Annotated in this window: 26 protein-coding genes; 8 read left to right on the forward strand and 18 right to left on the reverse strand. The window is 70.8% G+C overall.

The annotated features are described in order from the left end of the window. The first annotated feature begins 4 nt into the window (after positions 1 to 4). The 6 genes from tsaE (at position 5) to trxA (ending at position 9248) form a co-directional block, all read left to right on the forward strand. On the forward strand, positions 5 to 463 hold the full coding sequence (gene tsaE, locus VEA62_RS01710; protein ID WP_324817584.1) for a tRNA (adenosine(37)-N6)-threonylcarbamoyltransferase complex ATPase subunit type 1 TsaE: 459 nt from the start codon (positions 5 to 7) through the stop codon (positions 461 to 463). Then, a complete protein-coding gene (gene amgK, locus VEA62_RS01715; RefSeq protein ID WP_324817586.1) occupies positions 456 to 1541 on the forward strand; it encodes an N-acetylmuramate/N-acetylglucosamine kinase AmgK in 1086 nt (361 codons plus the stop codon). The genes tsaE and amgK overlap by 8 nt, the downstream gene beginning before the upstream one ends. Further along, complete coding sequence (gene murU, locus VEA62_RS01720; protein WP_324817590.1) at positions 1538 to 2266, forward strand: N-acetylmuramate alpha-1-phosphate uridylyltransferase MurU; 729 nt, start codon at positions 1538 to 1540, stop codon at positions 2264 to 2266. Before amgK ends, murU begins: the two co-directional genes overlap by 4 nt. After that, positions 2263 to 5340, forward strand: a complete 3078-nt coding sequence (addB, locus tag VEA62_RS01725) for a double-strand break repair protein AddB (RefSeq protein WP_324817593.1) — start codon at positions 2263 to 2265, stop codon at positions 5338 to 5340. Before murU ends, addB begins: the two co-directional genes overlap by 4 nt. Further along, the gene (gene addA, locus VEA62_RS01730) at positions 5337 to 8804 is read left to right on the forward strand and encodes a double-strand break repair helicase AddA (RefSeq protein WP_324817597.1); all 3468 of its coding nucleotides are present in this window, start codon (positions 5337 to 5339) and stop codon (positions 8802 to 8804) included. The genes addB and addA overlap by 4 nt, the downstream gene beginning before the upstream one ends. 102 nt (positions 8805 to 8906) lie before the next feature. Beyond that, entirely contained in the window at positions 8907 to 9248 is a 342-nt protein-coding gene (trxA, locus tag VEA62_RS01735; protein ID WP_324817599.1) for a thioredoxin, read from the forward strand. Between the two features lies 1 nt (position 9249). Here the strand turns inward: trxA and VEA62_RS01740 are convergent, their stop codons facing one another. From VEA62_RS01740 to VEA62_RS01795, 12 genes are all read right to left on the reverse strand, one after another. After that, positions 9250 to 10536 carry a folylpolyglutamate synthase/dihydrofolate synthase family protein gene (locus VEA62_RS01740; protein ID WP_324817602.1) on the reverse strand — a complete coding sequence of 429 codons (1287 nt, stop codon included), beginning with the start codon at positions 10534 to 10536 and terminating at the stop codon, positions 9250 to 9252. Between the two features lie 5 nt (positions 10537 to 10541). Further along, positions 10542 to 11435 (reverse strand): acetyl-CoA carboxylase carboxyltransferase subunit beta, encoded by an 894-nt coding sequence (locus VEA62_RS01745; RefSeq protein ID WP_324817604.1) that lies wholly within the window; start codon positions 11433 to 11435, stop codon positions 10542 to 10544. 10 nt (positions 11436 to 11445) lie between these two features. Further along, positions 11446 to 12276, reverse strand: a complete 831-nt coding sequence (gene trpA, locus VEA62_RS01750) for a tryptophan synthase subunit alpha (RefSeq protein WP_324817607.1) — start codon at positions 12274 to 12276, stop codon at positions 11446 to 11448. After that, positions 12273 to 12695 carry a hypothetical protein gene (locus tag VEA62_RS01755; protein ID WP_324817609.1) on the reverse strand — a complete coding sequence of 141 codons (423 nt, stop codon included), beginning with the start codon at positions 12693 to 12695 and terminating at the stop codon, positions 12273 to 12275. The genes trpA and VEA62_RS01755 overlap by 4 nt, the downstream gene beginning before the upstream one ends. A 3-nt stretch (positions 12696 to 12698) precedes the next feature. Then, positions 12699 to 13883, reverse strand: a complete 1185-nt coding sequence (gene trpB, locus VEA62_RS01760; protein ID WP_414641783.1) for a tryptophan synthase subunit beta — start codon at positions 13881 to 13883, stop codon at positions 12699 to 12701. A 62-nt stretch (positions 13884 to 13945) separates the two neighbouring features. Next, positions 13946 to 14584 (reverse strand): phosphoribosylanthranilate isomerase, encoded by a 639-nt coding sequence (locus VEA62_RS01765; protein WP_324817614.1) that lies wholly within the window; start codon positions 14582 to 14584, stop codon positions 13946 to 13948. Continuing rightward, the gene (locus VEA62_RS01770; protein ID WP_414641784.1) at positions 14581 to 15300 is read right to left on the reverse strand and encodes a pseudouridine synthase; all 720 of its coding nucleotides are present in this window, start codon (positions 15298 to 15300) and stop codon (positions 14581 to 14583) included. The genes VEA62_RS01765 and VEA62_RS01770 overlap by 4 nt, the downstream gene beginning before the upstream one ends. Before the next feature lie 14 nt (positions 15301 to 15314). After that, entirely contained in the window at positions 15315 to 16214 is a 900-nt protein-coding gene (locus VEA62_RS01775) for a class I SAM-dependent methyltransferase (RefSeq protein WP_324817618.1), read from the reverse strand. 19 nt (positions 16215 to 16233) lie between these two features. Further along, entirely contained in the window at positions 16234 to 16989 is a 756-nt protein-coding gene (locus tag VEA62_RS01780) for a dienelactone hydrolase family protein (protein WP_324817621.1), read from the reverse strand. 555 nt (positions 16990 to 17544) lie between these two features. Then, complete coding sequence (gene purH / locus VEA62_RS01785) at positions 17545 to 19149, reverse strand: bifunctional phosphoribosylaminoimidazolecarboxamide formyltransferase/IMP cyclohydrolase (protein WP_324817623.1); 1605 nt, start codon at positions 19147 to 19149, stop codon at positions 17545 to 17547. A 69-nt stretch (positions 19150 to 19218) separates the two neighbouring features. Then, positions 19219 to 19962, reverse strand: coding sequence for a hypothetical protein (locus tag VEA62_RS01790; protein WP_324817626.1), 744 nt, complete (start codon positions 19960 to 19962; stop codon positions 19219 to 19221). Positions 19963 to 19996: 34 nt separating this feature from the next. Beyond that, on the reverse strand, positions 19997 to 20524 hold the full coding sequence (locus VEA62_RS01795) for a prolyl-tRNA synthetase associated domain-containing protein (protein ID WP_324817629.1): 528 nt from the start codon (positions 20522 to 20524) through the stop codon (positions 19997 to 19999). Between the two features lie 51 nt (positions 20525 to 20575). Between VEA62_RS01795 and VEA62_RS01800 the strand changes: the two genes are divergently transcribed. Beyond that, the gene (locus VEA62_RS01800; protein WP_324817649.1) at positions 20576 to 21316 is read left to right on the forward strand and encodes a DUF6065 family protein; all 741 of its coding nucleotides are present in this window, start codon (positions 20576 to 20578) and stop codon (positions 21314 to 21316) included. Positions 21317 to 21441: 125 nt separating this feature from the next. Here the strand turns inward: VEA62_RS01800 and VEA62_RS01805 are convergent, their stop codons facing one another. The 6 genes from VEA62_RS01805 to VEA62_RS01830 form a co-directional block, all read right to left on the reverse strand. Continuing rightward, positions 21442 to 21990, reverse strand: coding sequence for a CC0125/CC1285 family lipoprotein (locus tag VEA62_RS01805; protein WP_324817630.1), 549 nt, complete (start codon positions 21988 to 21990; stop codon positions 21442 to 21444). A gap of 82 nt (positions 21991 to 22072) precedes the next feature. Next, complete coding sequence (locus VEA62_RS01810) at positions 22073 to 22705, reverse strand: LysE family translocator (RefSeq protein ID WP_324817633.1); 633 nt, start codon at positions 22703 to 22705, stop codon at positions 22073 to 22075. Between the two features lie 43 nt (positions 22706 to 22748). Next, complete coding sequence (locus VEA62_RS01815; protein WP_324817636.1) at positions 22749 to 23357, reverse strand: hypothetical protein; 609 nt, start codon at positions 23355 to 23357, stop codon at positions 22749 to 22751. Positions 23358 to 23465: 108 nt separating this feature from the next. Continuing rightward, positions 23466 to 23933, reverse strand: a complete 468-nt coding sequence (locus tag VEA62_RS01820) for a translation initiation factor IF-2 (protein WP_324817638.1) — start codon at positions 23931 to 23933, stop codon at positions 23466 to 23468. A 107-nt stretch (positions 23934 to 24040) separates the two neighbouring features. Continuing rightward, entirely contained in the window at positions 24041 to 25270 is a 1230-nt protein-coding gene (locus tag VEA62_RS01825; RefSeq protein WP_324817641.1) for an argininosuccinate synthase, read from the reverse strand. 504 nt (positions 25271 to 25774) lie between these two features. After that, positions 25775 to 26050 carry a type II toxin-antitoxin system Phd/YefM family antitoxin gene (locus VEA62_RS01830; RefSeq protein WP_324817644.1) on the reverse strand — a complete coding sequence of 92 codons (276 nt, stop codon included), beginning with the start codon at positions 26048 to 26050 and terminating at the stop codon, positions 25775 to 25777. A 119-nt stretch (positions 26051 to 26169) separates the two neighbouring features. On the opposite strand from VEA62_RS01830, the gene VEA62_RS01835 reads away from it, so the two are divergent. Further along, a partial coding sequence (locus VEA62_RS01835; protein WP_324817646.1) for an SDR family NAD(P)-dependent oxidoreductase occupies positions 26170 to 26569 on the forward strand: 400 nt, incomplete at its 3' end.

Below are 26569 nucleotides of genomic sequence, written 5' to 3' on the forward strand. Positions count from 1 at the left end.
GGAGATGACGCTCGCTCTCGGGGACGCGGCGGCCACGACGCGGCTTGGCGCGGCCATCGCGCCGTTGCTGGCGCCGGGCGAGGCGGTGCTGCTGTACGGGCCGCTGGGGATGGGCAAGTCGACGCTGGCGCGGGGGCTGATCCGGGCCCTGACCCGCCCGGACGAGGACGTGCCGTCGCCGACCTTCACCCTGGTGCAGTTCTACGAGAGCGAGCCTCCGGTGGCGCATTTCGATCTGTACCGGCTGACGCGCGCCGCCGAGGCCGCCGAGATCGGGCTGGACGAGGCGCTGGACGAGGGCTGCGCGGTGATCGAATGGCCCGAACGGCTGGGCGATGATCCGTCGGCCTGGCTGGGACCGGACCGGTTGAGCGTCCGGCTGGCGGAACACGGCGCGGGCCGCGTTGCGACCGTTTCTGGCGTAGGGGCATGGGAAACGAAGCTGAAGAACCTGCATGTCTGACCGCGAACAACAGCGTCTCGACTTCCTGAAGGCGGCCGGCCTCGCCGAGGCCGTGCGCGCGCCCCTGCCCGGCGACGCCTCGACGCGCCGCTACGAGCGGCTGACCGCCCCGGACGGACGGACGCTGATGCTGATGGACCAGCCGCCGGCGGCGGAGTCCCAGCCCTGTGACCCGACCTGGTCGCCGGGGGAACGCCGGACCCGCGGCTGGAACGCCGTGGCGCGGCTGTCGGCCGGACGGATCGAGGCCTTCGCGGCGGTCGCGGCGCACCTTCGCGCGCTGGGCCTGTCCGCCCCGGAGATCGTGGCGATCGACGCCGCTGCGGGACTGGCTTTGCTGGAGGATTTCGGCGACGACCTGTTCGCCCGCGTGATCGAGCGCGGAGAGCCCGAAGAGCCGCTCTACCTGGCGGCGGTCGAGGCCCTGGCCCGGCTGCACGACGCCGAAACGCCCGAGATTCTGGTGGGAGCGGCCGGCGACTGGCCGCTGCTGGTCTATGACGCCACCGCGCTGAAGGGCGGCGCCGACCTGTTCGTCGACTGGATGCCGAGGCTGGAGCCGCGGCTGCGGTTCTCCGAGGACGCGCTGTCGGCATGGGACGACTCCTGGGCCCCCATCGTCCAGGGCGCCGAGCGACACGCCTCGGTGATGGCGCATCGCGACTATCACGCCGAGAACCTGATCTGGCTGCCGGAGCGCGAGGGCCCGGCGCGCGTCGGGATGATCGACTTCCAGGACGCGGTGCGAGCCCATCCGTCGTGGGACCTGCACTCGCTTTTGCAGGACGCCCGCCGCGACGTGACGCCCGCGCTCGAGGCCCGGGCGCTGGACCACTATTTCAGCCTGCGGCCCGGCGTCGACCGCGAGGCCTTCATGCGCGACTACGCCGGGCTGGCCGCGCTCAACGAGGCGCGCATCCTGGGCATCTTCGCGCGGCTGATCGTGCGCGACGGCAAGCCGCGCTACCGCGCCTTCATGCCGCGCGTCTGGGCCCACCTGGAACGCAACCTCCCACTGGCGGGACAAGCGGTGTGGGAGTGGTTCGAGCTCCACGTTCCCGCGGAGCTGCGCCGATGAACGCCCCCGCGACCGCCATGGTGCTCGCCGCCGGGCTCGGTACGCGCATGCGTCCCCTGACCGACGACCGGCCCAAGGCCCTGGTCGAGGTGGCGGGGCGCGCCCTGATCGATCACGTGCTCGACCGGCTCGCCGAGGCCGGGGTCGAGCGGGCGGTGGTCAATGTCCACTGGTTCGCCGACCGGCTCGAGGAGCATCTGGCGGCCCGCGGGCGCGGCCCGGCCATCGTCATCTCCGACGAGCGGGCCGAACTGCTGGAAACCGGCGGCGGGCTGAAGAAGGCGGCGCCGCTGCTGGGCCCCGATCCGGTGTTCGTGGCCAATATCGACAGCGTCTGGAGCGACAATGGCCGGGAGGGGAATTCCGCGCTGAATCAACTCGCTCGCCTGTGGAATCCGTCAATCATGGACGCGGCCCTGCTGCTGGCCCGGCGCGAGGGTTCGATCGGCTTCGAGGGCGCCGGCGACGTCTTCCTCGGCGACGACGGGCGGCTGACCTTCCGCGGCGAGGCCGCGGAGGCGCCGTTCGCCTATATGGGCGTCCACATCTGCCGTCCCGACTATGTCGCCGACGGGCCGGAGGGGCCGTTCTCGCTGAGCGGCTACTGGCGCCAGTCCGCCGCCGCCGGCCGGCTGTACGGCTGCGTGCTTGACGGCGACTGGATGCACGTCGGCGACCCGCAGGCCCGCGACGAGGCCGAAGCGAGACTGGCGGGAGGCGGATGAGCGCCCGCTTCGACCCGTTCGCGCCGCCGGGGCCGCGCTGGTACGCCATCGAGGCGCGGCGGCCGTTTCTCGAGGATCTCGCCGCCGGGGTGCTGGACTGGCTGGGCGAGCATCCGCCCGAGGCCCTGTCCGACGCGGTCATCCTGCTGCCCAACCGCCGCGCCGCCCGCGCCTTCACCGGAGCCCTGACGAAACTGGCCGGCGACCGGCCCGTCCTGCTTCCACAGGTCCGGCCGCTGGGCGATCTGGAGGAGGACGAACCGCCCTTCGCCCCCGGCGAGCTGGGCCTCGACCTGCCGCCGGCCATCGCCCCGCTCACCCGCCGCTTCGAGATGGCGCGGATGATCGTCGAGGATTTCCGCCCCGGGCTCGCGCCATTGCGGGCCCTGGAGATGGCCGACGCCCTCGGAGGGTTCCTCGACTCGTGCCAGCTCGAGGAGATCAACGAACTGGAACGCGTGGCGACGCTGGTAGAGGGCGATCTGGCCGAGCACTGGCAGGAGTCGGCCCGCTTCCTCGGCCTCGCCGTCGAGGCCTGGCCGAAGCGGCTGGAGGCCATGGGTCTGGTCGATCCGGCCTGGCGGCGCGCCCGCCTGCTGCGCCTGCTCGCCGGAGCGTGGACGGAGCGGCCGCCGACGCAGCCGGTCATCGCCGCCGGCTCGACCGGCACCGCCCCCGCCGCGGCCGACGTGCTCGCCGCCGTCGCCGCCGCGCCGCAGGGCTGCGTGGTCCTGCCCGGGCTGGATCGGGATCTCGACCCGGCGGTCTGGTCCCGGTTGGGAGACAACGAACAGCATCCGCAGAACGCCCTGTGGCGGCTGCTGGCCCGGCACGGCGTCGGGCGCGAGGCGGTGCGCCCTTGGCGCCGGCCGCCGGAAGAGCCCGCCCGCGCCCTGAGGGGCCGGGCGCGGCAGCGCCTGCTCAACGAGGCCCTGCGCCCGGCCGAGGCGACGGACGACTGGCGCGATCTGATCAGGGACCTCCGCGCGGAGGCCTTCCGCGAGCGCTCGGCCGATCCGATCGCCCAGGGGCTGGAGGGCCTGTCGGTGGTCACGGTTCGCGCCGAGGAGGAGGCCGCGGCCACCCTCGCCCTGATGATGCGCGAGACGCTGGAGACCCCCGGCAAGACCTGCGCCCTCGTCACCCCGGACCTGGCGCTGGGCCGGCGCGTCGCCGCCCGGCTGGAACGCTGGGGCGTGGTCGCCGACAATTCCTCCGGCCAGCCGCTGGCGCGCATGGGCGCCGGTCGACTGGTCGACCTCGCCGCCCGCTTCGTCGCCGATCCGCTGGACCCCCACGCCCTGCTCGGCCTGCTGAAGCACCCGCTGGTCCGCCTTGAACTCGACGGCGCCGGATCGGCGACGGCCATCAGGGCGCTCGAGGAGCACGCCCTGCGCGGGCCGCGCCTGCGCGACTGGGCCCGGGCCCGCCGCGCCCTGCTGAAGGCCGGCGAGCCCCGGGACGACGGCGCGGCCCGCTCTGACCGGACGCTCGAGCGCGTCGCCGCGGCGCGCCGCCTGCTGGACCGGCTGGAGCGACTGTCCGACGCCGCCCGCGCCCCCTTCGTCCCGGACGCGCCGCTCGACGCCGCCGCCCGCGCCCTGACGGTGCTGGTCGAGGCGCTGGCCGGTCAGGACGCCTGGGCCGGGCCGGACGGCGAGGCCGCCGCCGCGCTGCTGGCCGGGCTGATCGAGGGCGGGGCCTCGCTCGGCGACGTCTCCCGCGCCGACTTCGCCGAACTGGTCCGGACCCTGCTGACCGAAGAGACGGTGCGCACCGGCGGGGCCAACCAGCCGCGCCTGCGCATCCTCGGCGCCATAGAGGCGCGGCTGGTGCGCGCCGACCGCATGATCCTGGCCGGGCTGGAGGAGACCGTCTGGCCCAACGCCGCCCCCACCGATCCCTTCCTGTCGCGGCCGATGCGCAAGGCCCTCGGCCTGCCCCCGCCCGAGCGGCGCCTCGGCCAGACCGCCCAGGACTTCGTCCAGGCCGCCTGCGCCGACGAGGCCATCCTCGTCCATTGCGAACGGCGCGGCGGCCAGCCGGCTGTGAAGTCGCGCTGGCTCTGGCGGCTGGAGATGCTGACGCGGGGGGCGAACGCGGACGATACGCCGGTCGAACTGGACCGCCCCTCGCGTCATCTGGATCAGGCCCGCGCCCTCGACGCCCCCGCCCGCGCCGCCCCCGACTACGCCCCGCGTCCCGCTCCGCGCCCACCCGTGGAGGGCCGCCCGCGCGAACTGCCGGTCACCGGCGTCGAGCGCTGGGTGCGCGATCCCTACGCCATCTACGCCCGCTATGTCCTGAACCTGAGACAGATGGACCGGCCCGGTCAGTCGGCCGAGGCCCTGGCGCGCGGCAACGCCGTTCACAAGGCCGTCGAGCGGCTCACCCTGTCGTGGCCCGAGGCCCTGCCGGAGGACTGCGCCGACCAGCTCGAAACCCTGCTGCTCGAGGAATTGACCCACCACGGCTTCGAGGAGGCGGCCATGGCCCGCGAAGCCCCCCTGGCCCGCAATTGCGCCCGCTGGCTGTCGGCCTGGGAGGCCGAGCGGCGCGCGCGCGGCGTCGAGATCCGGGTCGAGGAAAAGGTCGAGATGCTGATCCCCGCCCCGGCCGGCCCTTTCAGGCTGACCGCCAAGGCCGACCGCATCGAACTGTCCTCGACGGGCGCGGCCGTGCTCGACTTCAAGACCGGTCAGATCCCGTCGCCCAAGCAGGTGAAATCCGGCTTCTCCCCGCAGCTGACCCTGACCGGCGCCATCCTCGCCCACGAGGGCCTGTCCGACACCGGCCCGGTGAGGCCGGAGGAACTGACCTATGTCCGGGTCGTGGGCCGCAAGGTTCCGGGACAGGCCGCGGTCCGGGCCAGCGGCGACGAGGCCGCGGCCCTGTCGGAGGCGGCGCTGGAAGGGCTGAAGACCCGCATCGCCCGTTTCGACGAAGAAGCCACCCCCTACCTCTCGTGGGTGGCGCCGCAGTTCATGGGCTCGTTCGGCGGCAATTACGACCACCTCGCCCGGGTGTGGGAATGGCATGTGGTCGGCGGCGAAGACGGCGGAGAGGCCGAATGAGCGCCCGCATCCTGCCCGACCCGCACCAGATCGCCGCCGCCGATCCGCGCCGGTCGGTGTTCGTCACCGCCAACGCCGGCTCGGGCAAGACCTCGACCCTGGTCGACCGGGTGGCCCGCCTGCTGCTGGAAGAGGTCCAGCCCGGCGAAATCCTGTGCGTCACCTACACCAAGGCCGCAGCCGCCGAGATGCAGGCGCGGCTGTTCGACCGGCTGGGCGAATGGGCGGTGATGAGCGACGACAGGCTGGCGCAGTCGCTGGCCGATCTCGACACCCGCGATCCCGCGTCCCTGACCACCGCCGACCTGTCGAAGGCGCGGCGCCTGTTCGCCAAGGCGCTGGAGACGCCGGGCGGGCTGAAGATCCAGACCATCCACGCCTTCTGCGAAAAGCTGCTGCGCCGCTTCCCGATCGAGGCCGACGTCACCCCCGGCTTCACCGTGCTGGAGAACGAGGCGGCGCTGGCCCTGTCGCACGAGGCGCGGGAAGAGCTGGCCCGGCGCGCGCTGGCCGATCCCGAGGGGCCGGTCGGGCGCGCCTACAGCCATTTCGCGGTCGAACTGGACTGGGGATCGTTCCAGTCGCTGCTGGCCATGATCGAGGCCGACCGCGCCAAGCTGACCGACTATACCGCCCGCGTCGCCGACGGACGGGCGCCGGCGCCGCACGTCCTGGTGGGCAGCGGCCCGGACGAGACGCCGGAGTCGGTCGAGGCCGACTTCCTTCACTGGCTGAATCGCGGCCAGTGGAACCTGGTCGCCGAGGCGATGGCGACGGGCTCGGCCAATGACCAGAAGTGCGCGGCGCGGATGCGCGGGGCCGCGTGGACCTTCGCCGGTCTCGCCGACGTCTTCCTGACCAATGGCGAGGCGCGCAAGGCGATGGCCACGGCCAAGGCGCCGCCGAACGCCGCGGCGCGGCTCGACGACTGGCAGCTGAAATACCTCTCCGCGCTGGAGACCATGCGCAAGGCGCGGGTGGCCCAGGACACCATCCATGTCCTGACGCTCGCCGAGGTCCACGCCCGCCTCTACGACCAGGCCAAGGCGGCGAAGGGCGCGCTCGACTTCGGCGACCTGGTGGCCCGCACGGTCGATCTGCTGACCGGGAAGGCCTCGGCCGCCTGGGTGCTCTACAAGCTGGACGGCGGCATCGAGCACGTGCTGGTCGACGAGGCCCAGGACACCGCGCCCCAGCAATGGGACATTCTGCGGGCCCTGACCGAGGGCTTCTTCGCCGGCGAGGGCGGCCGGCGCTTCACTCCCGTCCCGGCCTCGGGACAGCGGCTGGACCGCACCGTGTTCGCGGTCGGAGACGAGAAACAGTCGATCTACTCCTTCCAGGGCGCGAGGCCCGAGCGGCTGCGCCAGGAAGCGCAGCGCTACGATTCCCTCGTCACCGGATCCGGGGCGGCCTTCGACGGCGTCGAGCTGGCCACCTCCTTCCGCTCGACGCCCGAGGTGCTGAAATTCGTCGACGCGGTGTTCGACAGTCCCGGGCGCACCGCCGCCCTCGTGGGCGAGGAGATCGCGGCCATTCCGCCCCATCTCGCCAAACGGGAAGGCCAGCACGGCTGCGTCGACCTGTGGCCGCTGTTCGAGGATGTGAAGCCGCCCGAGCCGGACGTCTGGGATCCTGTCGATCAGGAACCCGGCACGAGCGGCCGCAAGCGGCTGGCCGCGGGGCTGGCCGCCGAAATCCGCCGTCAGGTCGAGACCGGCGAGGCGGTGTATGACCGCAAATCCCGTAAGCTCCGCCCGTGCGGATGGGGCGACTTCCTGATCCTGGTGCGCCGGCGCGACGCCACCTTCGAGGAGATCATCCGGGCCCTGAAGATCGCCGGCGTGCCGGTGGCCGGCGCCGACCGGCTGAAGCTGTCGTCGCACATCGTCTTCGACGACCTGATCGCCCTCGCCCGCTTCGCCCTGTTTCCGGACGACGATCTGAGTCTCGCCGGCGTGCTGCGCAGCCCGTTCTGCGACGTCGACGAGGACAGCCTGTTCGCCCTCGCCGGCGGCAAGGACCGCCAGAAACTCTGGCGGGAGCTGGGCCAGCGGGCGACGGAGCGGCCGGAGTGGTCCCACGCCCGGGACCTTCTCGCCTTCGCGCTGGACAGCCGCGCCCGCGATCCGTTCGCCTTCTTCTCCGGCCTGCTCAACCGCGTCGACGCTTCGGGCCTCTCCGGCCGCGCCCGCATCCTGCGGCGGCTGGGCCGCGAGGCCGAGGAGGCGATCGACGAGACCCTCAACCAGGTGCTGTCGGCCGAGGATCGGGGGGCGGTCGATCTCGAGACCTGCGTCGCCCTGCTCGAGGCCGCCGACGTCGAGGTCAAGCGCGAGCTGGAAGGGCCGCGCGGCGAGGTGCGGGTGATGACCGTGCACGGGGCCAAGGGGCTGGAAGCGCCGATCGTCATCCTGCCGGACACCACCTCGCGGGCCAAGGCCCAGGGCCCCGGACTCATGCCGGTGGCGCTGGACGACGGCGCCGAGGCCTGGCTGATGTGCCCCGGCTCTTCGAAGGAGGACTGCCCGGCCTCGAAGGCCGCGCGCGAGGCCCGGCAGGCGCGCACCGACGCCGAGACCCTGCGCCTGCTCTACGTCGCCCTGACGCGCGCCCGCGACCGGCTGATCGTCCTCGGCCGCGCCTGCGGGAATTCGAAGCAGGGTTATGACGAGGGCAGCTGGTGGCAGGCCCTGACGGAAACCTTCGACCGCCTCGGCGACCGGGTTCGCGACATCGGCGACGGCGTCCGGCGCTTCGGCGCCGATCCCGCCCGGCTCGCCCCCGCTCCCGCGGCGTCCGCGGGCCGCACCGCCCGGCCCGACTGGGCCGGGGCTCCGCCCGCCGCGGATACCGCCGCCCGCTCCGCCGCGCCCTCGCAGATGGAAGGGGCGGTCCGCATCCCCGCCCCCTCGCCGCTGGCGGTCGCCGCCGGCCCCGGGGCGCCGCTGGGCCGGTTCCGGCGCGGGGATCTGATCCATCGCCTGCTGGAGCGCCTGCCGGAGATCACGCCGGCGGAGCGGACCGCAGCCGCCGCGCGGATGCTGTCCCGCGAACGGGACCTGACCGACGAACATCGCGCCGAGATGATCGCCGCCGCCTTCTCCGTGCTCGACGACGCGCGGTTCGCCCCCGTCTTCGGCCCCGGCTCGCGGGCCGAGGTCGCCCTGTCGGGACACGCGCCCGAGCTGCCGCCCGGCGTGGCCGTTTCGGGCCGGATCGACCGTCTGGTGATTACGCCGGATCGGGTGCTGGTCGTCGACTACAAGACCAACCGCCCCGCCCCCGACCGGATCGAGGACGCCGACCCCGCCTATGTGCTGCAGCTGGCGGCCTATGTCGCCGTGCTGAGGCGGCTGTATCCCGATCGGCCCGTCGAGGCGGCGCTGGTCTGGACGGACGGGCCGAAGCTGATGCCGGTCCCGCCGGGGCTGATGGACGCAGCCATGCAGGCTGCGCGTTGATTTGATCGGCGACGCGCCCCACATCGCTTCCGAAGGGCCGGAATCATCCCATGATGCCCGGCTGAATTCGAACCGCGCCCCGTGCGGCGCCAAGGAGAGCCCATGGCCACCGTCAAGGTCACCGACGACAGCTTCGACGCCGACGTCCTGAAATCCTCCACCCCCGTGCTGGTCGACTTCTGGGCGGAGTGGTGCGGCCCCTGCAAGCAGATCGGTCCGGCCCTCGAACAGATCGCCGACGAGCTCGCCGGCAAGGTCGTCATCGCCAAGGTCAACATCGACGACAGCCCGATGGTCCCGTCGCGCCTCGGCGTGAAGGGCATTCCGACCCTGATGCTGTTCAAGGACGGGCAGCTGGCCTCGATGAAGGTCGGCGCCATGCCCAAGGGCAAGATCGTCGAATGGCTGGCGGAAGCCGGGATCAGCGCCTCGGCGGCGGCCTGATCTAGTCCGGCCAGGTCTCGCGGCTCGCGCCCAGCACCTCTCCGGCGAGGTAGAGCGAGCCGCAGATCACCACCCGGCCGGCCCCGAGGCGGAGCGCGCGATCCAGCGCCTCCGTCGCCGAGGCGCAGGCGGTCGCCCCCAGGCCGTGGCCGCGCGCCACCGCCGCCAGCGCTTCCGGATCGGCCGCCGCGCCCTCGAAAGGCGTCGTGAACACGGTCGCGCCGGTCGCCTTCAGCGCCTCGAAGAAGCCGCCAGCGTCCTTGTTGGCCAGCATGCCCACAACCAGCGCCAGCGGACGCGGCGCCCGGGTCTGGCGTTCCATCAGCGCCTCCGCCAGGGCTGCGGCCGCATGCGGATTGTGCCCGCCGTCCAGCCACAGTTCGGCGTCGGCCGCGCGCGCCGCCTCGCCATAGGGGCCGGCCGTCAGGCGCTGCATCCGCGCCGGCCAGCGCACGATGCGCAGGCCGTTGGCGATGGCGCTCTCCGGCAGATCCAGCTCCAGCGCCACCGCGACCGCCAGGCCGGCGTTGGCCACCTGGTGCGGTCCGGCCAGAGCCGGGGCGGGCAGGTCGAGGAAGCGGGTCTGGTCCTGGAAGGCCATGCCGCCGCGTTCGGCCCAGGCGTCGAAATCCACGCCCATCACCGTCAGCGGCGCCCGCACAGCTTGGGCTGCGACCTCGATCGCCGCCATGGCCTCGTCCGGCTGATGGGCGATCAGGCCGCGCGCGCCGGCCTTGAGGATGCCGGCCTTCTCGACCGCCACGCCGCGCAGACTGGTCCCGAGGAACTCCGCATGATCGAGATCGACCGGGGCGATGACGCTGAGCAGCGGCCGCTCGATGACGTTGGTGGCGTCCAGAACCCCGCCCAGTCCGACCTCGACGACGGCCAGGTCGGCCGGGGTCTCGCTCATGGCGAGGAAGGCGGCGGCGGTGGTGCTCTCGAACACCGTGGCCTGGCTGCCAGAGGCGTCGATGGCGGCCTCGACCCGGTCGAGGACGGCGTTCAGCGCGTCGTCTTCGATCAGCCGCCCGGCCAGGCGGATGCGCTCGTTGAAGCGGACCAGATGGGGCGAGGTATAGGCGTGGACGCGCAGGCCCGCCGCCTCGGCGATGGCGCGGATGAAGGCGACGGTCGAGCCCTTGCCGTTGGTTCCGGCGACATGGATCACCGGCGGCAGGCGGTGCTGGGGGTCGCCGAGCGCGGCGCACAGGGCGCGCATCCGCTCCAGCGACAGGTCGATGCGCTGCGGGTGACGCGCTCTCAGTCTTTCCGAGATCGGATCCACGGGCGTCAGGCCGCCCGGCGCTTCCCGCCCATCAGCATCGACAGGATCTGGCCCAGCACCCGCGGCAGGTCGGCGCGGACGACGACGCGGTCGACCATGCCTTTTTCCTGCAGGTATTCGGCGCGCTGGAAGCCGGGCGGCAGCTTCTCGCGAATGGTGGCCTCGATGACGCGCGGACCGGCGAAGCCGATCAGGGCGCCCGGCTCCGCCAGGTGCACGTCGCCGAGCATGGCGTAGCTGGCGGTGACGCCGCCGGTGGTCGGGTCGGTCAGCACCACCACGAACGGCAGCCGGGCGGCCTTCAGCTCCTGGATGGCCAGGGTGGTGCGGGCCATCTGCATCAGGCTGAGCGCGCCCTCCTGCATCCGCGCCCCGCCGGCGGCGGTGAAGCAGACCAGCGGCACGCCGCGTTCGATGGCGGTCCGGGCGGCGGCGATAAAGGCCTCGCCCGCGGCCATGCCCAGCGAGCCCCCCATGAAGGTGAAGTCCTGCACGATGACCACCGCCGGCGTGCCGTCCAGCTCACCGAAGCCGATGGCCATGGTGTCCTTGCGCCCGCTCGCCTTGCGCGCCGCCGCCAGCCGCTCCCTGTAGGGCTTGCCGTCGGAGAATTTCAGCGGGTCCTCGGGCACATCGGGCGTGTCGATGCTTTCGTACTGGCCGCCATCGAAGGTGAAGCGCAGCCGCGTCGGCGCGTCGATGCGCATGTGCCGCCCCGACGGCGTGACCCACAGCGACCCCTCGAGGTCGGAGCGGTACAGCATCTCGCCGGTGTCGGGATCCTTGACCCACAGATTGTCGGGCGTATCCCGCCGGCTGACGATCTTGCGCACGCCGGGCGCGAAGCGGGACAGCCAGCCGCCGCGCTTTTCCTGCTGGGGTTTGTTCTTGTCGACCATGAGCGGCGCTTTAGACGGTTTCCGGCGTCCTTGCACCCCGGACCGCGTCCGCGAGCGCCCTGACCCTGGACAGAACGCGCGCCGGCGCCGCTTCGTTCGCCTCGAGCGCCGCAGCGACCTCGTCGACCAGCACCGAACCGGCCACCACGGCGTCGGCCACCCGGGCGATCTCGGCCGCCCGCTCGGGTGTCTTGACCCCGAAGCCCACCGCCACCGGCAGACCCGAAGCCGCCCGCACCCGCGCCACCGCCGGGGCGACCGACAGGGCCTGCGCCTCCTTGACCCCGGTCACGCCCGCGACCGAGACGTAGTAGACGAAGCCCGAGGTGCGTTCGGCGATGATCTTCAGCCGGGCGTCGTCCGAGGTCGGCGTGGCCAGGCGGATCAGCGACACCCGGGCGGCGTCCAGGGCGTCCGACAGCGGCCCGGCTTCTTCCGGCGGGCAGTCGACCACGATCACCCCGTCCACGCCCGCCGCCGCCGCGTCGTCGGCGAAGGCCCGGTAGCCGTAGGTCTCGATCGGGTTGAGATAGCCCATCAGGATCACCGGCGTGTCGGCGTCGCCCTCGCGGAAGGCCCGCGCCAGATCGAGCGTGCCCTTCAGGGTCAGTCCGGCCTTCAGTCCGCGCAGGGCGGCGCGCTGGATCGGCGGCCCCTCGGCCATGGGATCGGAGAAGGGAAAGCCCAGCTCGATGATGTCGGCCCCCGCGGCCGGGAGGCCGCGCAGGATCTCCAGCGCCTGCTCCCGGGTCGGATCGCCGGCCATGACATAGGCCACGAAGCCGGCGCGGCCCTCGGCCTTCAGCGCCGCGAAACGGGCGTCGATACGCGCGGTGGTCATTGTTGCGGAGCCGCCTCCGCGCCCGGCTGCCCGGCGCATACGTCGCCCGGGATGACGCCGAAGCCGAGGTAGCCGGTCGCCTCCGGCCCGGCCGGCCGGGAGGTGTCGTAGAAGGCCTGCATCTGCAGGCCGTCGCAGCCGCCGCCCTCGCGCCGCTTGACGAAGACGACGCGGTTGTCGTCGCCCCCGGCGGCGATCCAGCCGCGGCCCTCGAGGTCGGCGACATAGGCGTCGGCAAGGCCGCCGATTCCGGCCAGCGGAGCGCTGACGCAGAAGGCCTTGCCGGCCAGGCCGTAGAGGTTGCCGCAATCCGGCGCCGCCGTGGCCCCGGCGAGGATCGGCACGTCGGGAAGCGAGCCCTGGGCCGCGGCCGGCGCCGCGAGCGCGGCCGCGGCGGCCGCCAGAAGGATGAGTTTCATGGTCTAGAGCTCCACGCCGAGATGCTTCGCCACGGCGAAAATGTCCTTGTCGCCCCGCCCGCACATGTTGAGTACGACATCGCCGCCCTTGCCCACTTCCCTCGCGATCTCGCCGACCCGGGCGAGGGCGTGGCTGGGCTCCAGCGCGGGGATGATCCCCTCCAGCTTCGAGCACAGCTGGAAGGCCTCCAGCGCCTCGGCGTCGGTGGCGGCGCGGTATTCGGCGCGGCCGATGTCCTTGAGCCAGGCGTGCTCCGGGCCGATGCCGGGGTAGTCGAGACCGGCGGAGATCGAATGGCCCTCGAGGATCTGGCCGTCGTCGTCCTGCAGCAGATAGGTGCGGTTGCCGTGCAGGACGCCGGGGCGGCCGCCCTGCAGCGAGGCGGCGTGATCGGGGCCGTCCAGCCCGCGCCCGGCCGCCTCGACCCCGATCAGACGCACGCCGGCGTCCTCGATAAAGGGGTGGAACAGGCCGATGGCGTTGGAGCCGCCGCCGATCGCCGCCACGCAGGCGTCGGGCAGCTTCCCCTTGCGGGCCAGCATCGAGGCGCGGGTCTCGCGCCCGATCACCGACTGGAAGTCGCGCACCATGGCCGGATAGGGGTGAGGCCCCGCCGCCGTGCCGATCAGGTAATAGGTGTCCTCGACATTGGTCACCCAGTCGCGCATCGCCTCGTTCATGGCGTCCTTGAGCGTGGCCCGCCCGGACGTCACCGGCACGACCTCGGCCCCCAGCAGCTTCATGCGGAAGACGTTGGGCGACTGCCGCTCGACGTCGGTGGCGCCCATGTAGACGACGCACTGCAGGCCGAAGCGGGCGCAGACGGTGGCCGTGGCCACGCCGTGCTGGCCGGCTCCGGTCTCGGCGATGATGCGCGTCTTGCCCATCCGCATGGCCAGCAGGATCTGTCCCATGCAGTTGTTGATCTTGTGCGCGCCGGTGTGGTTCAGCTCGTCGCGCTTGAACCAGATGTCGGCCGCGCCGTAGTGGGCCGTCAGCCGCTCGGCCAGATACAGGGGGCTGGGCCGTCCGACATAGTCGGTCAGGAAGCCGTCCAGTTCGGCCTGGAACGACGGATCGGCCTTGGCCGCCTCATAGGCCGCGTCCAGCTCGTGGATCAGCGGCATCAGCGTCTCGGCGACGAACCGGCCGCCATAGGGGCCGAAGCGGCCTTCGGCGTCGGGCATGGCGTAGCGGTTGGGAAGGATGGCGTTCACGGGACAGGTCTCGCGCGGGGGAGCGGCGGAAATCAGGCCGACCGCGCCGCCTCGAGGAAAGCCGCGATCAGGGCAGGCTCCTTAACACCGGGCGCGCTTTCCACGCCAGAGGACACATCGACCATGGGCGCGCCGGAAATGCGGATCGCCCCGGCGACGTTGTCCGGGGTCAGGCCGCCGGCCACGAACCACGGCCGGCGGAAGGCGCGGCCCGCCAGCAGGGTCCAGTCGAAGCGCGCCCCGACCCCGCCAGGCAGCTGCGCCCCCTCGGGCGGCCTGGCGTCGAACATCAGGTGGTCGACGAACGGCTCCCAGGCCTCGGCTTCGGCGAAGTCCTCGTGCGTGCGTATCGGCAGGGCCTTGATGATCCCCGCGCCGGTCAGGACCCGCGCCCGCTCCGCGCTGGCGGGAGTTTCCGAGCCGTGCAGCTGGATCAGGTCGGGCTTGAGGATCAGGGCGATCGCGGTGAGCAGGGCGTCGTCGGCGTCGACGGTCACGGCCACGATTTTCGCCTTGCGCCGCGCCCGCTCGAACAGGGTGGCGGCGTGCAGCGGTTCGATGTGGCGCGGGCTCTTCGGGAAGACCACCGCCCCGACGAAGGCCGCGCCTCCGGCGAGGGCCGCGTCCAGCGTTTCCGGCGTGGTCAGGCCGCAGATCTTGGCGAGGGTCATGCGGCGAATATGGCGTCGATCTCGCCCGGTTCCAGCAGGCGCCAGTCGCCCGGGGCCAGATCGTCGGGGAGGGCGAGGCCGCCGATGCGCTCGCGGTGGAGGGTCTCGACGTGGTTGCCGACGGCGGCGAACATGCGGCGGACCATGTGGTAGCGGCCCTCGGTGACGGTGAGGCGGGCCTCGGTCGGCGAGAGGGCTTCCAGTTCGGCGGGAGCGAGGGGCTTGTCCTCGCCTTCCAGCACCAGCCCGCCGGCGGCGAACAGCGCCTGTTCGGTCCCGGCGAGCGGTCGGGCCAGGGTGGCGCGATAGACCTTGGCGACGTGGCGTTTGGGGCTGATGACCCGGTGCAGCAGGTCGCCGTCGTCGGTGAGCAGGAGCAGGCCGGTGGTCTGCTTGTCGAGCCGGCCGATGGTGGAGATGGCCGGGTCGCGGCGGCGCCAGCGGTCGGGCAGGACCTCATAGACCAGGGCCCCGTCCTCCTTGTGCGAACAGGTCATGCCCAGCGGCTTGTTGAGCATCAGCACCAGCCCCGGCGGCGGGTCGAGGGGTTCGCCGTCGATCCGCATGCGGGACGGCAGGTCGGGGGTGACGGGGATGCGCTTCGAGACGTCGGTCAGATCGACGCCGTCGAGGACGATGCCGCCGGCCTTGCCGAGCCGGGCCATTTCGGTGCGGGAGCCGTAGCCCATGGAGCCGAGCAGGCGGTCCACCCGCATCGACACGGGCTTGCTCACTTCACCGCCTCGATCACCTTGTAGCCGCCCTGGTCGGCGACCGGCCGCGAGCGTTTGAAGGCGGCGGCGATGTCGGCCTCATAGGGCAGGTGGCGGTTGGCGACGAGCCACAGGACGCCGCCCTTCTTCAGCATCGCCGCGGCCTGGCGGATGAAGGCCTGGCCGAGACGGCGGTCCTCGGCGCCGCCGTCGTGGAAGGGCGGGTTCATGACCACGAAGTCGAGGTCGCCGGCGGCCTCGACGGTCCGGGCGTCGGCCCAGTCGAAGGTGGCGCGCGGGTCCTGGACATTGCGGCGGGCGGCCTCGACGGCGCGGCGATCGAGGTCGATGAGGCGCAGCGAGGTCACGGCGGGGGAGCGAAGGACCACCGTGGCGAGGGCCCCGTAGCCGCAGCCGAGGTCGGCGCCGGCGCCCTTGAGCGGCGGCAGGGCCTGGGCCAGCGCCATCGTGCCGGCGTCGACGCGGTCCCAGGCGAAGACGCCGGGCTGGGACCAGGCCTCCAGCCCGGCCACGAGCCGCGGCGCGCCGGCCTCTATGGCCTCGTCGAGCCCGGTCACCGTGTCCGGGCGGATGACGACGCAGCGGCGGTGGTGGGCCTTGGCGCTCTCGCCGATCTCGAGGCCGAAGGCCTGAAGCTCCTTCTTCAGACGGGAGCCGCCCTTGTCCTTGGGGGCCATGACGTCGAGGCGGCCGCCGGGCTTCAGCGCGCGCAGGGCGAGGGCCAGGGTATGGCGCCGCTCCAGTACGCCGGGCGGGGCGTAGATCATGACGGCGTCGGCCGAGCCTTCGGGCACGGATTCGAGCGGGGTCGAGCCGGGGATCAGGGGCGAGGTCTGGACGGCGTCGCCGGGCGGATCGAACACGGCGGGCGGGCGGCCGTAGAGGAGGGTCGTCATGGCGCGGTCCCTAGACCAATCAGGCGGCGGGCGCGACCGCCACATCGTCGAGCAGGGCCCGGAAGCGGCGCAGGGCCTCGTCGCTGAGGTCGGGGTCGTAGCGCATCGGCGGGGCGGTCATCGGCTCGTCGAAGCTGTGGGTGCCGTCGGCGATCCAGGTCTCGACCTCGGCGCCGCAGTTGCGGACCATGTCGTGGACCCGCTCGGCGTTGCGCACCGTGGTCAGGTGGTCCGAGCGGGCGATGACGGCCAGGGTCTTTGGGCAGTGCCGCCACGGCCGCATGCGGTTGAGGGCGGCGAAGCCGACGTAGGGGTAGGCCAGATACGTCGCGATCACGCCGTCGAGGCTGACGTTTCCGGGGTCGGCGAGGCCGAGGGCGGGGCGGGAGCGGTCGGCGCTCATCGCCTCCATGATGCCCCAGCCGCCGTGGCTCCAGCCGGCGAGGGCGATCTTCGAGGCGTCGACGTCGGGGCGCCGGGACACCCCGTGCAGGGTCGCCAGTATGTCCCCTGCCCGCTCGTGGCCGCGCAGCAGCAGGCCGGTGCAGACGGTGGCCATGGCGAACTCCCGGCTCCAGCCGCGCATGCCGTAGGAATCGATGGTGAAGGCGCGCCAGCCGGCCTGTTTCGCGGCCTCGGCGTATTTGGGCAGGTGACCGCGCAGGCCGCCGCAGCCGTGGAACAGCAGCACCGCCGGGCGCGGCCGGTCGTCATCGGGGCCGACCATGGTGGTGTGGGGCTCGAGCCGGGCCCAGCGTCGGGAGAGGGTGTCCATAGCTGCACCATAGCCGAGGGCGGACACGGCGGAAGCCGGGATCGGGCCGGAGGGTTTTACCCGGGTGAAACCGGAAAATTCGGGTTGGCGGAGTCGGCAGCGTCGGCGCCGGAATTCGGTGTGTCAGAGTCGGCAGAGTCGGCATCGGCCGAGGCGGAGTGGAGGCGGGCGCCGGCCTGGGCGGCGGGCGCGGAGAGCTGCGATGTCAAAGACCGGCCGGCATTATGGGGCCGCCGCTTCCTCAGGCGGGTTCGTGACGCTGGGAATTTCGCAAGCGCCTGGAATCGCTGGGATTTGGCCGCGAAATTATGATGGCTGGCGGGAATAGTCAGCACGAATCTCGCCCTTCTCCCCTTGCGGGAGAAGGTGGCGGGACCGGCGGAGCCGGGACCGACGGATGAGGGGTCGCGCCGGCGGATGGATGGGCTGGCGCGACCCCTCACCCGATCCCGCGGCCGATCGCCTCGCTCTCGGGCGAGATCTCCCTCTCCCGCAAGGGGAGAGGGCGCGCTCAAGCAGCGAGCGACCGCGTCGCGAGCGGTAGCGCCCCAAGTGTCAGTGCCGGAAGACCCGCACGCCGGTGAAGGCCATGGCGACGCCCTGTTCGTCGGCGGCGGCGATGACCTCGTCGTCGCGGATGGAGCCGCCGGGCTGGATGACGGCGGTGGCGCCGGCGGCGACGGCTTCGAGCAGGCCGTCGGCGAAGGGGAAGAAGGCTTCGGAGGCGCAGGCGCTGCCCTGGGCCAGGGAATGGGCCAGGCCCTTGGCCTCGCCGGCTTCGCGGGCGCGGATGGCGGCGATGCGGGCCGAGTCGCGGCGGTTCATCTGGCCGGCGCCGATGCCGGCGGTCTGGCCGTCCTTCGCATAGACGATGGCGTTGGACTTGACGTGCTTGGCCACGGTGAAGGCGAACAGCATGTCCTCGATCTCCTGCGGCGTCGGCTGGCGGCGGGTGACGATCTTCAGGTCGGACGGGGCGATGCGGCTGCGGTCGCGCGACTGGACGAGGAAGCCGCCAGCCACCGAGCGGAACACCTCGCCGGCCGCCAGCGGATCGGGCAGGCCGTCGGTCAGCAGCAGGCGCAGGTTCTTCTTGGCGGCGAAGATGCTCTGCGCCTCTTCATCCGCGCCGGGGGCGATGACGACCTCGGTGAAGATGTCGGTGATCAGTTTCGCATCGGCGCCCGTCAGGGTGCGGTTGACGGCGATGACGCCGCCGAAGGCCGAGACGGCGTCGCATTCCAGCGCCCGGGCGTAGGCCTCGGCGAGGTCGTTCCCGACCGCCACGCCGCACGGGTTGGCGTGTTTGACGATGACGCAGGCCGGGGCCTCGAATTCGGCGACCAGCTCATAGGCCGCGTCGGCGTCGGCGATGTTGTTGTAGCCCAGCTCCTTGCCCTGCAGCTGGCGGGCGTTGGAGACGCCGGGCCGCGCGTCGCCGGTGCGGTAGAAGGCGCCGCTCTGGTGCGGGTTCTCGCCGTAGCGCAGGGTCTGGGCCAGGGCGCCGGCGATGGACTTGCGGGCGGGGGCGACGTCGCCGACCTGCTGCGCGAACCAGCCGGAGACGGCGGCGTCATAGGCGGCGGTGCGGGCGAAGGCGCGGGCGGCGAGGCGTTTGCGCAGCTCAAGGCTGGTCGCGCCGTCGGCTTTCAGGGCGTCGAGCACCTCGTCCAGCCCGGCCTTGTCGACGCAGACGGCGACGTAGCCGTGGTTCTTCGAGGCCGAGCGGATCATGGCCGGGCCGCCGATGTCGATGTTCTCGACCGCCGCCTCGAAGCCGCCCCCGGAGGCCACGGTGGCCTCGAACGGATAGAGGTCGATCCAGGCGATATCGATGCCGCCGATGTTGTGCTCGGTCATGGCCTGCGCATGCGAGGGTTCGTCGCGCACGCCCAGCAGGCCGCCGTGCACCACCGGGTGCAGGGTCTTGACCCGGCCGTCCATCATCTCGGGGAAGCCGGTCAGGTCGGCGACGTCCTTCACCGGCAGGCCGAAGCCGGCGATGGCGGCGCGGGTGCCGCCGGTCGAGACCAGTTCGACGCCGAGGTCGTGCAGGGCGCGGGCCGCGTCCTCCAGCCCGGTCTTGTCGCTCAGCGAGATCAGCGCGCGCTTCGGCGCCACGCGGTCGGGCGCGGGGGGAAAGTCGGGAGCGGCGGGCATGGCGGCGATCCGGGTCTGTGCTGGGGAGGTCGGGAGACGCGGGCGCTCTAGCAGGAGAGCAGGCCAAAGTCAGCCGCCGCGATTGAGAGCGCCTCCGACAGTGACCTCCTGCACGACCAGCCCGTCCCTCGGCCCGGACCTCCTGCTACGGATCGCGAGCTCGAGACCGGGCGGCCTTTTTCGGTCGCCGTCCGCATGAATGAAAATCCGGTCGCCGCTCCCCTCCTCCCATTGAAGGGGTTCGATCCACGCTATGTGTCGGGGATTCAGCGTGCGCAGGGTTGGGAATGGATCGCAGCTGCCCGTTCGATCAGTACAGCGTGTTTCAAAGCTCGTATCGCCGTCCTGAGCGTCGCGACGGATGGCCTCCAGCATCGTCACGGTTTCTTCCGGCCGTCCGGAACCGACGTACTGGAAGAGATTTCCGAAGTCCCGGAAATCTGAGCAGTGCGAGCCCACCATGTTCTCAAGCCCGTAACGGTCGTCGACATTGAGTCGCGCCGGGTGGTTCTCACTTCCCAGAAAGACAGTGTGGACTGACACTCGGCAGAGAGTATCGCCTGCCGGCACAGCCTTCGGGTAGAACTCCAGATAGGGACCACCGCCCCACCGGGATCGGGAATCCGCCACGAAGCTTGGGGAGGCGGGACCGAAGAGAGCCCGGCCGAGCACGCTGGTGGGCAGATGATCCAGCAACACCGTTGATCGTCCGAGCCCAAATGGAAGAGCCATCAAGCCGGTAATCAGGACCGCCAGAACGGTGCCCAAGAGTACCCCGCCAGCCATCCATGCCAGTCCAATCCAGCGCCTCATCGTCCCCTCCGCTGAAGCTTCGCCGTATGGGGCTTCAAGATAGTGTCGAGAAATCGACCACGATCGGCTCTCGCCCGATAAGCTCCAGGAACCGCCGGAAGTTCGCCTGCGTCAGCGCCGTCGTCGCCGTATTGGTCAGGGGGTGGAAGTTGACGATGTCGGCGTCCCACAGGGCCTGGTCGAGGACGAAGGTGACGCGCCGGTCGACGTCGTTGATCAGGCCCAGCGCGGTGACCGAGCCGGGGCGGACGCCGAGGGTTTCCCACAGCAGGGTTTCATTGCCGAAACTGAGGCGGGCCGAGCCGATCCATTTGTCGGCGCGCTTCAGGTCGATGACCGTGTCCTGACGGGCCGAGATCAGCCACAGCCGGCCCTTCTTGTCCTTGAGGAACAGGTTCTTGGTGTGGGCGCCGGGCATGGCGGCCTTGAGCTCGAGGCCTTCCTCGACGCGGAAGACGGCGGGGTGGTCGACCGTGGTCTGCGCGACGCCGTTGTCGGCCATCCAGGCCAGCAGGCGGTCGCGGTCGAAGGCGGGCGGAGGCGGCGTCTTGTGTTCGATCATGGGGCGCAGTTAGTGAGGGGAACCATCCTCGATACCGTCCGGAGCGCCGCCGTGGAACTGGAATGCTACCCGATGTCGGACCAGCCCTGCGACATGGTCCCGGGCCGGCAGCCGCGCGACTGGATGGACGCCTTTCCCAGCCGGCATCCGTATCGCTGCCTGCCGCTGACCATGGCCAACACCACCGGCTGGGAGATTCTCTGCCCGATGAGCTTCACGGCCGAGTGGAACGGCGGGCCGAGCCAGAACGACATCGTCATCACGCCTGACCGGCACGCGCCTAACCTGCACCATTTCGTCACCTCGCATTTCTCGCGCGGGGTGATGACCATGCATCCGCAGTATCTGTTCCGCACCCCGCCGGGCTGGGGCCTGCTGGCCTCGGGCGCGCCCAATCACGTCAAGGACGGGATCGCGCCGCTGACCGGGCTGATCGAGACCGACTGGCTGCCGTTTCCCTTCACCATGAACTGGATCTTCACCCGGCCGGGGCGGGTCAAGTTCGAGCGCGGCGAGCCGTTCTGCTTCATCACCCCGATCGAGCACCGCAAGGCCGAGGCCTTCGAGCCGGTGATCCGTTCGCTGGACTCCAATCCGGTGATGAAGGGCCAGTTCGAGGCCTGGAACCGTCAGCGAACCGACTTCAACAAGCGGCTGGCCTCGGGCGATCCGGACGCGGCCAGGGAGGCGTGGCAGCGGTTCTACTTCAAGGGCGAACTGCCCGAGGACCTCGGCGCCGCGCCGCAGACGCATGCGAACAAGCGGCGGCTGAAGGCGCCGAGGTTGGGGTAGGGATCAGGCGGCAGGCAACAGGCAACAGGCAACAGGCAACAGGCAACAGGCGTGATCAGAGCGTCCGGGCCGGCGTCAAGCGCGGTCGACCCTGTTGCCTGCCGCCCGTTGCCTGATCCCTCGTCCTACATCGCCCGCGGCACGCGGGGGCCGAGGTTCTGGACCACTTCGCGGGCGTCGAAGGCGTTGGGGTCGCCGGCGGGCTTGGGTCCGTTCCCGACCACGATCTCGGCGGTGGCCTCGTAACGATCGATCTCGCGGACATCGAGGTCCGGGCCGAACGGATCGCGCCACGGGCTCCAGTAGCCGCGGCGGTAGTAGCGCCACGACGGACCCCAGAACGGGCTGTACCGGTCGTAGTAGAAGGGATCGGGCGAGGCCTGGTAGCGCACGTCCCGGTCGGTGGCGCGATTGACCGTGGCGAACCAGTCGTGCCCGCTCTCCAGCGTCACCTCGGCGGCGCGCAGCAGCAGGCCCATCTCGACCTGTTCGCGCGAGGTCACCGAATTGCCGGCGAAGCTGACGCGGAAGCGGTTCTCGTCGACCCGCATGTCGGAATAGCCGTAGCGGCTGCCCTGGCCGGCGGGGCCGTAGGGAGTCGCCGTCGCGCAGGCCGAGAGGGCCAGCGCCGCCGTCACAGCGAGCAGGACGGGCTTGAGGACGCGAGTCTTCATCTGAATTCTCCTTGGGCGCCCAGAAAACGCCTTCGCTGCTGAACGGCACATGAACAACGCGGTTCCGCCGCCGGACAAGCCCTTATAAACGCGAAACAATAAGCACCGACGCCGCCAGCAGAAGAAGGCCGGTGGCGAAGGCGAAACCGCGCCTGAAACGCGGCTCGGACATGCGCCGGGCCAGCGCCGCCCCGCCCAGACCGTAGGCGGACATGGAAAGCACGTCCATGCCGACGGTGGCGAGGGCGAACAGGGCCAGCTGGGGCGCGGCCGGGCGGGTGACGTCGAGGAAGGGCGGCAGGACGGCGCTGAAGAAGAGGACGATCTTGGGGTTGGCGATCTGGACCATGAAGCCGTCCAGCAGGGCGCTGCGGCCGAGGCGGATCGTCGGGGCGTGCGGATCGGCGGCGGTCGCGAAGGCGCCCCTGAGGGCGTTGAGCCCCAGCCAGGCGACATAGAGGGCGCCGGCGATGGAGATCAGCCGGAACAGCTGCGGCAGGGCGACCACCAGGGCGCCGAGGCCCAGCGCCGCGGCGGCGAACCAGACGAGGGTGGCGGCGTTCATGCCGACGACGCCGGCGAGGGCCCCCGCCGGGCCGCGCTGCACCCCGTTGGCGACCGAGAACAGATTGGCCGGCCCCGGGGTCGCCGCCATCACGGCCATGACCCCGAGAAAGGTCAGATAGAGCTGCGGATCGACGGGCAGGGCGGACATGGCCGCCGTGTCGCGTCAGCGGCGGCCCCGGTCAAGCCGGAACTCAGTCCTCGTCGGCTTGCGTCTCCGGAGCGGCCTCGACCGCCTCGACCGTATCCAGCGCCTCGCCGACGGCGTAGTCGGCGACCAGGCCGTAGGTGGCCATGTGTTCGGGGTCGTTGGAGGCCCAGGCGCCGTTGACCACCATGCCCTGGGCGCCGGCCATGGCCCCGCGGATCTCTTCCGCCGCCCCGGCCTCGCCCATGGCCCCGGCGGTCAGGGCGGCGAAGTCGACGTTCGCCAGGGCCTGGGTGGTGACGGCGCCGACGTCGACGCCGGCCAGGGCTTCCGCGACGATGGCCTCGACGTCGATCTCGGCCAGGGCCTCCGCGGCGAGGCCGGCGGCGTGCTGCGTCACCAGGGCGGTGAAGGCGTTCACGTCCGGCTGATATTCGGTCCACAGCGAGGCGATGCGCAGGTCGCGCTGCTCCTCGGTGAGGCTCTCATCTTCGGAAATGGCCTCGGCGCGCTCGCCGAACGATTCCATCCGGGCCTCGAAGGCTTCCGCCGCGGCTTCGATCGCCTCCTCGGAGGGACCGCGCGCGTCCTGGGCGACGGCGGCGGACAGGGGCAGCAGGGCGAGGGCGGCGGCGAGGGAAAGGGCCTTGATCATGGCGGGGCTCCTGAAGGACTCGCGCAAAGTCCGCCGAACGCCGTCAGGCCTCAAGTGAAATCGCGGTAAGGCGGCGGACGCGAACGTCCGCCGCCTGTCGCGGGACGGTTACTGGGCGGCCGCGGGGGCGGCCGGAGCCGTCGCCTGGGCCGAGAGCGCGGCCTGGGCGCCAGCGCGGATCTGGCCCGGGATGCCGCTGAGCGCGGCGCGGACGCCCATCTTGGCCGCCGACATTTCGGCGCGCTTGGCCTCGTCCGTCTCGGCCGCCGCCTCGGCGTCGATGAAGGTTTCGAAGTCGGCGATGAAGCTGTCGATGTCCGGCTGGTAGCGGGCCAGGATGGCGTCGACATCGGCCATGCCCCTGGCCTGGTCCGAACCGGCGCCGGTGATGGCGGTTTCGAGTTCGCCCTGCATCAGCTCCATGCGGGCCTTGAAGGCCTCGCCCCGGGCCTCCATCGCCACTTCGGCGGCGGACGGGGCTTCGGCGGCCGGCGGCGCGGCCGGGGCGTCCTGGGCGATGGCGGGCGCGGCGAAGGCGAGAACGGCCGAGGCGGCGAGGATGATGCGAAGAGACATAGAAGGTTCCTGACAGGTCGAAGGAGCCCATGCTCCTGCCCGCAAGTTGGCGCCAATCCGCGGCGAGGGCGAGGCCATTTTCGGCGCCCCGCCCCCGTCTGCCGGCGTCAGTCGCCGCCGCGCTGATCGCGCTTGCCCAGCACGCGCAGGCGCAGGGCGTTGAGCTTGATGAACCCGGCGGCGTCCTTCTGGTCGTAGGCCACGGCCCCGTCTTCGAACGTGACCAGTTCCTGGTCGTACAGGCTGTTGGCGCTCTCGCGGCCGATGACGGTGGCGTTGCCCTTGTAGAGCTTGACCCGAACCGTGCCCGAGACCCTGGCCTGGGAATGGTCGATGGCGGCCTGCAGCATCTCGCGCTCGGGCGAGAACCAGAAGCCGTTGTAGATCAGGTGGGCGTATTTGACCGCCAGCTCGTCCTTCAGATGCATGGCGCCGCCGTCGAGGGTGATCGACTCGATGCCGCGGTGGGCGGCCAGCAGGATGGTCCCGCCGGGGGTCTCGTAGACGCCGCGCGACTTCATGCCGACGAAGCGGTTCTCGACGAGGTCGAGGCGACCGATGCCGTTGTCGCGGCCGAGGTCGTTGAGCTTGGCGAGCAGGGTCGCCGGGCTCATGCGCACGCCGTCGATCGATACGGCATCACCCTTCTCGAAACCGATCTTGATCACGGTCGCCTTGTCGGGCGCAGCTTCCGGGGAAATCGTGCGCATATGGACATATTCGGGCGCTTCCCGGCTCGGGTCTTCCAGCACCTTGCCCTCGGAGGAGGAGTGCAAGAGGTTCGCATCGACGGAGAAAGGCGCCTCGCCCTTCTTGTCCTTGGCGACGGGGATCTGGTTCTTCTCGGCGAAGTCGAGCAGGTCGGTGCGGCTCTTGAACGACCAGTCGCGCCAGGGGGCGATGATCTTGATGTCGGGGTTCAGTGCATAGGCCGAAAGCTCGAAGCGGACCTGGTCGTTGCCCTTGCCGGTCGCGCCGTGCGCGATGGCGTCGGCGCCGGTCTTCCTGGCGATCTCGATCAGGTGCTTGGAGATCAGCGGCCGCGCGATCGAGGTGCCGAGCAGGTAAACGCCTTCATAGACGGCATTGGCGCGGAACATCGGGAAAACGAAGTCGCGGACGAATTCCTCGCGCACATCTTCGATGAAGATCTCCTTGATGCCAAGCATCTCGGCCTTCTTGCGCGCCGGTTCCAGTTCCTCACCCTGGCCGAGGTCGGCGGTAAAGGTGACGACCTCCGCACCGAGTTCGGTCTGCAGCCATTTCAGGATGATCGACGTATCCAGTCCGCCCGAATAGGCGAGCACGACCTTTTTCACGTCCTTGGGAAGCGCCATGATGAGCAATCCGTTGAGAGGGTTGGAATTGCCGGTCTTTTAACGCGATTGGCGGGAGTTGCAAGTCCCAGTCGGATCGCGAATCCCCTCATGCTCCCCGTGGAACCGGTATATGCGAGGCCTTCTTTGCCAGAGTCACGAAACGCTGCTTCACCTGTGTGAAGAGCGCGGGCGGCAAGGGGCCATAATAGCCGCTTTCGGTATCGAGCGGTCGGATGTCAGGTCCGGGCCAGACAAACGGTTGCTTTCGGTCAGAACGATCCAAGATCTTTCGTCGTCAAGTTGGAGCCGCTGCTTTACCGCGCGTGGTATTTCGATCGCGTCTGCCGGATTGCCCGGCGGAAGATGCGTGATCGGCAGCACACGGACAATCGACCTGCCCTTCTCGTCTGTCTTAACGAGTGCGAGCACGAGGCATGGTCGGTCCTTGTCGGCTTCGCGACGCCTTGCAGGTATTGCCGGTGCCAGAGGTAGGAATATCGAAATAGGTAGCCGACCTTGATCTCATCGGGGAACATCGTCGGCCGCGAGTTCCTGATCGAGATATTCGAGGCCGTCTTCCATCTCGGAGTTCTCGATGGCAGCCAATTCTCCCGCAGGCAACGCGCTCGTCAGTTCGACGGTGCGTTCCAGCTTCGAAAGCCGAACGAAGTCTTCATACGCCATCAGGACAGTGCGTGGCCGCCCGTTCTTGGTGATGACGACGGGCTCGCGCAGCGCACTGTCTTGATAAGCGCCGAAATTCTTGGATATAGCCGCGGCGGGAACTCTTGAAACCATCGCTATTCTCCTTGTGGGAATACTACGGAAGTTCCGCAATTGCCGCAGGTATCTTGAGGCTTGCTTATGTTGGCCGTCGCGCTAGAACCAGTGTCCTCAGCATTCGAAAGGCGGCAATCATGAGCGCTCTTCATCCCGTCTTCAAATCCGGCAACACTGCCGTCGTCACCGGCGCCGCTTCCGGCATCGGTTTCGCCGCAGCGAAGGCGTTTGCCGGACTTGGCTTGAACGTGGTGCTCGCCGATCTCGGCGGCGACAAGCTTTTGGCGGCGGAGAAGGAGATTGCCGCGCTCTCGCCGCGCGGGGCCGACGCCGTGGCTGCCATCCCGACCGATGTCAGCAAGATCGAGGATATCAAAATCCTCGCCGATGACGTCGCCGCCCGCTTCGGCAATATCCATGTGGTGATGAACAATGCCGGCGTGCAGGGTGGTTCGGCCCTGTTCGGCCCGCTCGAGCAGTGGGAGAAGGTCTTCGCCGTCAATCTCTGGGGTGTCATCCATGGCAGCCGCGTCTTCG

Origin of the sequence: Brevundimonas sp., assembly GCF_035627475.1 — a bacterium.
In the GTDB taxonomy this organism is placed as follows: Bacteria; Pseudomonadota; Alphaproteobacteria; order Caulobacterales; family Caulobacteraceae; genus Brevundimonas.

Coding starts and splice junctions, on each gene's coding strand:
- VEA62_RS01780 (WP_324817621.1), bottom strand. CDS start 16,989: ATGGACACCCTCTCCCGACGCTGGGCCCGGCTCGAGCCCCACACCACC.
- VEA62_RS01815 (WP_324817636.1), bottom strand. CDS start 23,357: ATGATCAAGGCCCTTTCCCTCGCCGCCGCCCTCGCCCTGCTGCCCCTG.
- trxA (WP_324817599.1), top strand. CDS start 8,907: ATGGCCACCGTCAAGGTCACCGACGACAGCTTCGACGCCGACGTCCTG.
- VEA62_RS01770 (WP_414641784.1), bottom strand. CDS start 15,300: ATGCGGGTGGACCGCCTGCTCGGCTCCATGGGCTACGGCTCCCGCACC.
- VEA62_RS01810 (WP_324817633.1), bottom strand. CDS start 22,705: ATGTCCGCCCTGCCCGTCGATCCGCAGCTCTATCTGACCTTTCTCGGG.
- VEA62_RS01765 (WP_324817614.1), bottom strand. CDS start 14,584: ATGACCCTCGCCAAGATCTGCGGCCTGACCACGCCGGAAACGCTGGAC.
- trpB (WP_414641783.1), bottom strand. CDS start 13,883: ATGCCCGACGCCGAAGGCCGCTTCGGCCCCTATGGCGGCCGGTTCGTC.
- addB (WP_324817593.1), top strand. CDS start 2,263: ATGAGCGCCCGCTTCGACCCGTTCGCGCCGCCGGGGCCGCGCTGGTAC.
- amgK (WP_324817586.1), top strand. CDS start 456: ATGTCTGACCGCGAACAACAGCGTCTCGACTTCCTGAAGGCGGCCGGC.
- tsaE (WP_324817584.1), top strand. CDS start 5: ATGACGCTCGCTCTCGGGGACGCGGCGGCCACGACGCGGCTTGGCGCG.
- purH (WP_324817623.1), bottom strand. CDS start 19,149: ATGCCCGCCGCTCCCGACTTTCCCCCCGCGCCCGACCGCGTGGCGCCG.
- VEA62_RS01820 (WP_324817638.1), bottom strand. CDS start 23,933: ATGTCTCTTCGCATCATCCTCGCCGCCTCGGCCGTTCTCGCCTTCGCC.
- VEA62_RS01775 (WP_324817618.1), bottom strand. CDS start 16,214: ATGACGACCCTCCTCTACGGCCGCCCGCCCGCCGTGTTCGATCCGCCC.
- VEA62_RS01805 (WP_324817630.1), bottom strand. CDS start 21,990: ATGAAGACTCGCGTCCTCAAGCCCGTCCTGCTCGCTGTGACGGCGGCG.
- VEA62_RS01825 (WP_324817641.1), bottom strand. CDS start 25,270: ATGGCGCTTCCCAAGGACGTGAAAAAGGTCGTGCTCGCCTATTCGGGC.
- murU (WP_324817590.1), top strand. CDS start 1,538: ATGAACGCCCCCGCGACCGCCATGGTGCTCGCCGCCGGGCTCGGTACG.
- VEA62_RS01795 (WP_324817629.1), bottom strand. CDS start 20,524: ATGATCGAACACAAGACGCCGCCTCCGCCCGCCTTCGACCGCGACCGC.
- VEA62_RS01745 (WP_324817604.1), bottom strand. CDS start 11,435: ATGGTCGACAAGAACAAACCCCAGCAGGAAAAGCGCGGCGGCTGGCTG.
- addA (WP_324817597.1), top strand. CDS start 5,337: ATGAGCGCCCGCATCCTGCCCGACCCGCACCAGATCGCCGCCGCCGAT.
- VEA62_RS01830 (WP_324817644.1), bottom strand. CDS start 26,050: ATGGTTTCAAGAGTTCCCGCCGCGGCTATATCCAAGAATTTCGGCGCT.
- VEA62_RS01755 (WP_324817609.1), bottom strand. CDS start 12,695: ATGAAACTCATCCTTCTGGCGGCCGCCGCGGCCGCGCTCGCGGCGCCG.
- trpA (WP_324817607.1), bottom strand. CDS start 12,276: ATGACCACCGCGCGTATCGACGCCCGTTTCGCGGCGCTGAAGGCCGAG.
- VEA62_RS01790 (WP_324817626.1), bottom strand. CDS start 19,962: ATGAGGCGCTGGATTGGACTGGCATGGATGGCTGGCGGGGTACTCTTG.